The following is a 7,683-nucleotide window of genomic DNA, read 5'->3' as shown; positions in this document are numbered from 1 at the left end:
CCCGCGTGGTCACCGACAACGGCGCCAACTACCGCGCGCACCGCTTCACCCGCATCGTGGCCAGCCACGGCGCCCGCCACCAACGCATCCGACCGTTCACACCCCGACACAACGGCAAGGTCGAACGCTACAACCGCATCCTGGCCGACGAACTGCTCTACACCCGAGCGTGGTCCAGCGAAGCCGAACGCGCCGCCGCCATCGACGTATGGAACGTTCACTACAACTACCATCGAGCACACACCGCCATCGGAGACCGCCCACCAGCCTCACGGCTGCACGCAGGCGTCACCAACGTCATGACCCAGAACAGCTAGCTCGTCGGCAAGCCGCTTGAGCTGCCGTCTGGACCAGAGCGACCGCAGGCGCAGGATCGTTCCGTCGCGCCCTTCGATCTTCCAGACTCGCCCGTAGCCAATGACCGCTACAGCGTTGGTGCGCGCCATGCTCCGCGCTCCCCAGTACGCATCGTCCGCGCTGATCGATTCACCGTCGACCTCGATGCGAGCGCGCCGAACCACCCACACAGACTCGCCAACCGCGCCGAGTGCGACGACACCGCCAAACAGGTAACCCCACCACTGCGACGGCGGTCACTTGATCGCCATTGCGATGATCATTCCAACGACGCCGAACGTTATGTACGTCATGGCGCATTTGAAGTAAGCCGGCCTTAACACCACGGCGACTCCCTTGGCCTACCCGCAACGGACCGTTCAGGAGCCGAGGGCGAAGCTGTCTACGAGTTCGTGTCGGTCGCCGGGGAGGACGACGTCGTAGGTGACCAGGGACGAGCCGTCCGGGGCGTGGACGGTGAGCAGGAGCCACAGCACCGAGTCGGACGGGTCCATCTTCAACAGCTCGGCCTCATCGGCGGTAGGTGGCCGGGCGGTGATGCGTTCGGTGACGAAGTCGAAGCGGGTACCGCGGGCCGACTCGATGCGGTCGCGCAGGTTGCCGGAGACCGGCTCGGAGCCGTCGGCCGATGCCGCCACGGCGATCTGCACCGGAAGGTACGCGGTGGACAGCGCGACCGGTCCGCGGTCGCCGGAGACCAGGCGGCGTCGTTCGAACACGGCGCTGTTCTCCTTGACTCCCAACGCATCCGCGACACGCGGTGAGGCAAGTACCGCCTCGACGCCGAGCAGCCGGGCCGAAGTCTCTTCGGCGTTGAGTAGTTCCTCGATGTAGTCCGGTGCGCCGAGCCGGGAGCCCGCCGGACGGCCGCGGACGACGTACCCCTTGCCCTGTTGGCTGTCGATCCAGCCGTCCTGTTTGAGGATGTTCAGCGCCCGCACGGCGGTCTGCCGGGACGCGTTGAACTCGGCCGCGATCTGCGCTTCGCTGGGCAGCCAGTCGCCCCGCGCGTACGTGCCGTCCTCGATGCGGCCCTGAAGGGTCGACGCGATCACGGCGTACTTGCTCAGCTTCGCCTCGAACGCCATTACCACTCCTGCGGGGCCAACGTCGCTGTACGACCTGTCAAGCGTGTTACACCTGTCAGGACAAGTTAGCCGACGCGACTCGAAAAGTCACGTAGAGGTGACTGGAACTCGCTGATGCTCGACGAGGCGTCGGCACTGCATCGAAGGGGTACGCGTCGCTGTTGATGCCAGGCTCGCCCGTGTCGGTATCCGCCAGGTCGAGCCGCACAGGCGCATGCGGCCCGACCGCGCCAGGCGCGATCGTCAGGTGCCGTACAAGGCAGTGGCCAGGCGATGTTCGTATCGTCTGGGCAGTCAAGCCGACGGAATTTAGGTGAGATTTCGAGATATTTCATGACAATCAAATCGATCATGACGTGTTCTGCACCTTTGTCACAGTGGACGCAGACCCGCCTCAGCTGATCGTCGTCACCTGCAATTATCTCGGAGTCGGCGACACGTGGCATTTACGCTTGCGCCAATACTCAAAGTATCCGTACAGTGCTGGGCAAGCGCCCGACGATCTTCGACAAAACGGCTCCGCGTGTCGCTCTCGTGGCCGCCGTAGTGGTAGCCGTGGCAGCAAGGATTGCCAAGCGGAATTTTGCATTACATGCCCCCAGTCAAGAATCGTTAGAAAATGGAACAGGGCAAACCAATGAATCGAAGCCTTGTGACGCCGACAAGAGAAATACTTCTCGCTTTCAGTGATTCAGGGTCGGATCGGCCAGTACTCGGCAATATGTGGCGAATCACCGCTAAGGGTACGGACTTCTACGTTGACCCAATTGGCGAGGTGGGCGTCTTCCATTTGTCTGTCCATGGCCCGAATGGCGAACATCCGGATGGTCACCGGTTCCATGTCAAGGCTGACCGTAGGGGAGTCGCCCAGGCCAACGAGTCGGGATATTTCGTCTCCCATGCACTTCCTCGCCATGGATATCCCATTGATGGCGAGGAAATTGCCGAGAAAGCGTGGCGGGTGGCCCGCATACGATGGCGTTGGGACCTGCGGCGCCCTCGGTACAGGGATGCCGCCAGGCTGCCCGGCCCGTTTCCGGAAATCACGGAGAGCAGGTCGGGGGCACGATTCGCCAAAGCCATGGAGCCTAACGACGCTGCTGACGTCGACTTGGTCATTTCCTACAATCGTCCGTACTGGCCGAACGAGGGTAACTCGCTGCGCAACGACGCCCGGCTCGGCCCTCTGCGGAACGCCGCGGGTATGTACCTCACGGCGACGTCCTACCGGCGCTCGCAGATGAAACACCCGGCACCGGAGAACCTCATTCCCCGACTCCCACGACCGGATGAGGAACCGAATCGGATTCTGTGCGCAGCCCCGGATGGAGCTAAGGGCAACATGTACTGGTTCGTTGAGGCGATCACCGCACGCGAGATCATTGAAGCCTCTCGCTGACGGTGCTGCTCAGGCAAGCCCGCACACCCGGCTCGCCGACCAGGACAATGCCGGGCGCATACACCGAGACGTGCTCGCGAAGGTTGAGCCGTCGGCCGCGCGGGTCGAGTTCGTACCCGGTCAGCGACAGCCACGCTGAATCCCGTGCCGACCGTCCGGACCGGTCGTCCCACTCCGACGGGGTGGACTCGGCGGTGATCAGCAGCCGTACCGGGTGGCCGGCGAAGCGGGGCGAGGCGCGGTCGGTCAGGTACACGGTCTGTCCCGGTAGGGGGACGAAGCGGCCGACGGAAACCGTTGCCATGACTGCGATCCCTTCCCGCGTGCGTTGGATGGCACCAGGACGGACGGGCCATCACGGGTCGGGGAGTGGACCCATGTCCTGCCGCGTGGGGACGCGGCGGGTTGCCTGCGTCCGTCCCGGTGCCGGTCTGTGGTGGACAGGACGGAACGCGCGCCGCGCCCTGGTACGGAGGGCACGCCTCTTCCTGCGCGCGCCCCGTCCTGCCCCTGCGCCCGGCGGTGACGGCTACCTCCACCGGACGAGCCTTGTTGGTTGGGTCAGACGCGGAACCAGCCCTGCCCGCGGTCGGCTTCCAGCACCAGCCCCGCCGCCCCGACCCGCGGCAGGCTGCGTCTGACCGCCTCCCCAGGCACGCGGCGACCGCCCATGCCTCCGCCCCGGACAGCCGGGACATCGACCCGGATCCCCAGTGCAGCGAGAGCACTCCGGATGCCGGGTAGACGATGACGGTGGTGACCGCCAGTCCGGACGGGAGCCCGTCGACGGCGCGACGCACCCGGTACCAGTGCGAGTGCGGACCCGCCTGCATCAGCCCCTCACCGCGAGGCTCCGGCCCGGTCATGCTGCGTCCCGCGAGGGGATCTGCGGGGGTGTGCAGTCGCGGCAGGTTCGCACGTTCCACAGCCCGGCCGCTTCGGTGTCGGCCTGGCCGACGAGCACGCGCCGGGAGGTGACGTACTTCCAGCCCCGGCCGCGGCACGACAGGCACGGCCGCCGCGGTTCCTGCGAATCGATCATGGGACGAAGTTTGATGAAGAAACACGTTGCGTCGCGAGGCCGCCACTGTCCCGTCTTGACCGTCTACGCGCCGCCCTGTCTCGTCTGTGTCTCGTCCTGTCTCATCCGAGGCGATAGCCTGTTGTCTGCTTGACCGGGCAAACGTGGGGAGCGGACGTGTCAGAGGCAGAGACCCTGCTGAAGGTGCTGCTCGAACGCCGCCGGTGGACCGCGCACCGGACGTTCACCGCCGAGTACGACCGGGCCGCGAAGACGGTGGATCCGCGTCTCATCGGTGGTGCGCCGAGTCGCGCGCAGCTGCATCGCTGGGTGACCGGGCAGGTGACCAAGCTGCCGTACGAGCACCACTGCCGCGTGCTCGAAGTGATGTTCACCGGGTGGAAAGCCGAAGATCTGTTCGCGCCGCCGCCGGCCGATCTGCCTGCCGAGCCGCTGCACCGCGCCGAGGGGGAGAGCACGCCGAGCGACCACGTCACGAAGGCCGCGCCGGTGCTGGCCGCCGGCAAGTACGCCGACCTGCAGGCCGTCTACACCAGCCGTACCGAGTTCGCCGCCGACGTCACCCCGGCCAGCCTGTTCGACAGCGCGAAGGACATCCGCATCCTCGGCCTGTCGCTCAACATCCTGTGCCAGAGCTACCCGGACCAGAAGATCCGCCGCCTGTTGGAGTCCGGCACCACGATCACGTGCCTGTTCCTCGACCCGCACGGCCAAGCGATCCGCAGCCGCGCGATCGAGGAGAGCCTGCCGGAGAACCACCTCGCGGACCTGACCGAGGTGAACATCCACATCATGAAGCGGCTACGCGCCAAGCTCACGCCGGCGGCGCAGGGCCGGTTCACCCTCGCCACCTACGAGGCGGTACCGCGGGTCAACGTCACGCTGATCGACGACGAGATCTGCGTGGCCCAGCACTACCTGCCCGATACCCGCGGCCTCGACTCGCCCACGTTCCTGATCCACCGCCAGGGCGACGAGGGCCTGTACTTCACCTACTCGCAGGTCTACGACACCATCCGCGACGGGAGCACCGCACTGTGATCGACCCCGCCGAGCTGCTGCCCGTCGCACTGGAAGCCGCCGAACGCGCCACCACCCGCATCCGCCAGCAGGACCCCGGCACCATCACCGCCAAGGGTGACCGCGACATGGCCTCCGAGGTGGACTACGCCGTCGAGGACGACCTACGTACCTTCCTCGCCAAGGAAACCCCCGAGATCGACTTCCTCGGCGAAGAACACGGCGGCGCCGACGCGCAGACTGCTACCGCGTGGATCCTCGACCCCGTCGACGGCACCGCCAACTACCTGCACGGCCTCCCGATGTACGCCGTCTCCCTCGCCCTGGTCGAAGCCGGCCGCCCCATCCTCGGCGCCGTCTACCTACCCGCGCTGAACCAGCGGTACTGGGCCGCCGAAGGCGGCGGCGCCTACCGCGACGGCAACCGAATCACCGTCAGCAGCACGACCCGGCTCGAAGACGCCATCGTGTCCATCGGCGACTACGCCGTCGGCGAAGGCGCCGAAGCGAAGAACCGGGAACGCTTCGCCGTGACCGAAGCACTCGCCCCCCGCGTCCAACGCATCCGCATGCTCGGCTCCGCCGCCATCGACCTCTGCTGGGTTGCTGAGGGAAGGCTCGACGCTTGTGTACTCCTTAGCAACCACCCATGGGATGTCAGCGCAGGGGCCATCATCGCTCGCGAAGCCAGCGCCCGCATCTCCGACCAGCAGGGCAACATCCACAGCTTCAGATCGGACTCCATTGCAGCAGCTACGCCCGGCGTTGCAGCCCGTCTCTCCAACCTCATCCGAGATGCGGTTGCCCAGACAAGGTAAATAGGATTTGCTCAGCTCTACGCCTTAATAAAAGGAGCAAAACTTCTCTCCTTATGAGCCCATAGAGCCTAACTCTTCGCGAACCCGTTGAGAGAGTCTCCGCCGAGCGTCTTCTCTTGCGGAACGAAGGGACGAAAATCTCGTGTCGCCCTCCATCGCCCTCCTTACCGCCTGTTCATCGGAGTTTTCATCACTGAACTCAGGCCAATTATCCATAACGTATTCACTCAGTTCCCAAGACGCGCGCGCAGACTTCTGCCACAGATCCAAAACCTCGCGAGAGGCATAGGCCGCGGCCTCCGCAGATATCTCATCTCTGACAGCGAGCTCCTGGCTAGTGGCAGAATTGGCTTCATCCGCCATGCCTCCGCCTTGGTATTGAATCAGAGTAACGTACGTCTTCGCTTGGCGTTCCCATAAACGAGCCTCATGCTCCTTTGCGCGCTGCCTACGGCTCTGGAGCCACTGCACGCTCAACGCTGCAATCAAAGTGAATAGTCCAGTTACGATCGCCGTGCCCATGGGACATTTATACAGCACCAGAAGATGGCCGGCCAACGTTGCCGTAAAATCCAGGTAGAAGTGGGCCAGGATAACTAAGACAATCTAAAATCAATGGCGGTGATCTAAGCATGTAGAACCGAAGAGCCCAGCTACTACTAATCAGTGACGTCTCTAGCTCTCAAACGTGCAAACCGCTCAGAAATCAAGGCACCGACTTCGGTCGGAATCTCATCCGTCGGCCAATCCCGCATTTCGACGAGTGGGATCATCCAGAGTCGATATCTGTGACGATCGGCAGGCCAAGATAATGCGTCATCCCCGCCAATCATCGACCCCATATCGTCCGGCACATCAACACCTACAGACTCCAAGGCGGCGATCAGAGATTCGCGAACCCGGTTCACCCAAGCGCGAATACGAGATAACGGGACGTTAGCTATCCATATCTCCTTATTCGTGCATTTGACTGTATCAACTGAGACGTCCGGATAGTTCTCCTCAAGCTTCTCGGCGGATCGACCGCCAATCTCGTCCCAATGCTCACTGAGGTTACGCAGAAGCTCTAGGACCTCCTGCCCGCTCATCTGAGTCTGCAGATCTATCGGAAGGCGAACCTGCGCCCGAAGGACGTTCCTCACGGCAACGATTAGTAGGTCCAGGTCCGTCCTAACTTGCATTGCAAGCGCCCATGTCGGAACCCTTATTGGCCGTTCGGAATCAAATTTCCGATGATGGCGATCATAATGCCGTCTCCACGCTGTAGCCTGAGCGCTCGACTCGTTGCACTGCGCTCGCATGTGAGAATCTTGAATTGCGCGATCTAATTCATAGAAGACGGTCTCGAAACGCTCCGCCTGCATTAGGACGCCTTCGACCCAACGGAGACCGCCCCACCAAACGTCCGTATCCGCCGCGGGTTTCTCATTAGCCATGCTCCCATGATGGCCGCTGTCGCGCATCAGTCGACGGAGGACAGACAGGCTCTGGTGCGTGCTGCCGAATTGGTCTCTACATGATCAAGGCGCCGCGCGAGCGCGGCGCGCGCCGGGTCGGCGGTGGTAAGGCCCGGCCCCTTCGGCTGCCGCCTACGGGGCCGGAGCGCCGCCGCCGACCCGGCGCCCCTGTCTTGCGAGCGTGCCGTTCAGGCGAGACCTCGGGGCACTGCCGACGATCGCCCTGCTCGGTTGCCGTTGCTGCGTGGTCGGGGGCGATCGCTGCCGCGCCGGCCCAAACCCGGGGCCGCCTTGCCACCGGTCCGGGTGGTCGACGTCCGTCCGGCGCCGGACCGAGCCGTGAGCCGCGCCGTCGACCGGGCCGTAGCGCGGACCGCTGAGCATGCTGACGCGCCGGCCCGGGAAGCCTCGGACCGGCGCGAAAAGTCAGCAGAAAGTCAGCACAACCGGTGGCCAACGGTGCCACCAGACGGCATTGAAGATCACGGGTTTGTGCAGGTCA

At 64.2% G+C, this 7,683-nt stretch carries 7 protein-coding genes; 4 read left to right on the top strand and 3 right to left on the bottom strand.

Annotated elements, in window-relative coordinates; all coding sequences use genetic code 11:
• The coding region (locus tag NUM_RS12715) for an integrase core domain-containing protein (RefSeq protein WP_207125026.1) at positions 1 to 317 on the top strand (317 nt) is incomplete at its 5' end.
• A gap of 399 nt (positions 318 to 716) precedes the next feature.
• On the opposite strand, the gene NUM_RS12710 is transcribed toward NUM_RS12715, so the two are convergent.
• Positions 717 to 1,445: a GntR family transcriptional regulator gene (locus NUM_RS12710; protein WP_207125025.1), complete on the bottom strand. Its 729-nt coding sequence runs from the start codon at positions 1,443 to 1,445 to the stop codon at positions 717 to 719.
• Positions 1,446 to 2,064: 619 nt separating this feature from the next.
• Between NUM_RS12710 and NUM_RS12705 the strand changes: the two genes are divergently transcribed.
• On the top strand, positions 2,065 to 2,844 hold the full coding sequence (locus NUM_RS12705; RefSeq protein ID WP_207125024.1) for a hypothetical protein: 780 nt from the start codon (positions 2,065 to 2,067) through the stop codon (positions 2,842 to 2,844).
• Here the strand turns inward: NUM_RS12705 and NUM_RS12700 are convergent.
• Entirely contained in the window at positions 2,825 to 3,148 is a 324-nt protein-coding gene (locus NUM_RS12700) for a hypothetical protein (RefSeq protein WP_207125023.1), read from the bottom strand. The two genes, NUM_RS12705 and NUM_RS12700, sit on opposite strands and share 20 nt — an antisense overlap.
• 894 nt (positions 3,149 to 4,042) lie before the next feature.
• On the opposite strand from NUM_RS12700, the gene NUM_RS12695 reads away from it, so the two are divergent.
• Together NUM_RS12695 and NUM_RS12690 are read left to right on the top strand one after the other, a co-directional pair.
• Positions 4,043 to 4,927, top strand: coding sequence for a DUF5919 domain-containing protein (locus NUM_RS12695; RefSeq protein WP_207125022.1), 885 nt, complete (start codon positions 4,043 to 4,045; stop codon positions 4,925 to 4,927).
• Positions 4,924 to 5,724 (top strand): inositol monophosphatase family protein, encoded by an 801-nt coding sequence (locus tag NUM_RS12690; RefSeq protein WP_207125021.1) that lies wholly within the window; start codon positions 4,924 to 4,926, stop codon positions 5,722 to 5,724. The genes NUM_RS12695 and NUM_RS12690 overlap by 4 nt, the downstream gene beginning before the upstream one ends.
• A 659-nt stretch (positions 5,725 to 6,383) precedes the next feature.
• Here the strand turns inward: NUM_RS12690 and NUM_RS12685 are convergent.
• Positions 6,384 to 6,812 (bottom strand): hypothetical protein, encoded by a 429-nt coding sequence (locus NUM_RS12685; RefSeq protein WP_207125020.1) that lies wholly within the window; start codon positions 6,810 to 6,812, stop codon positions 6,384 to 6,386.
• Positions 6,813 to 7,683: the final 871 nt, after the last annotated feature.

This window comes from Actinocatenispora comari (assembly GCF_017312725.1).
GTDB classification, from domain to species: domain Bacteria; phylum Actinomycetota; class Actinomycetes; order Mycobacteriales; family Micromonosporaceae; genus Actinocatenispora; species Actinocatenispora comari.
The sequence above is the reverse complement of the archived record's forward strand: the minus strand, read 5'-3'. Positions and strand labels throughout refer to the sequence as shown.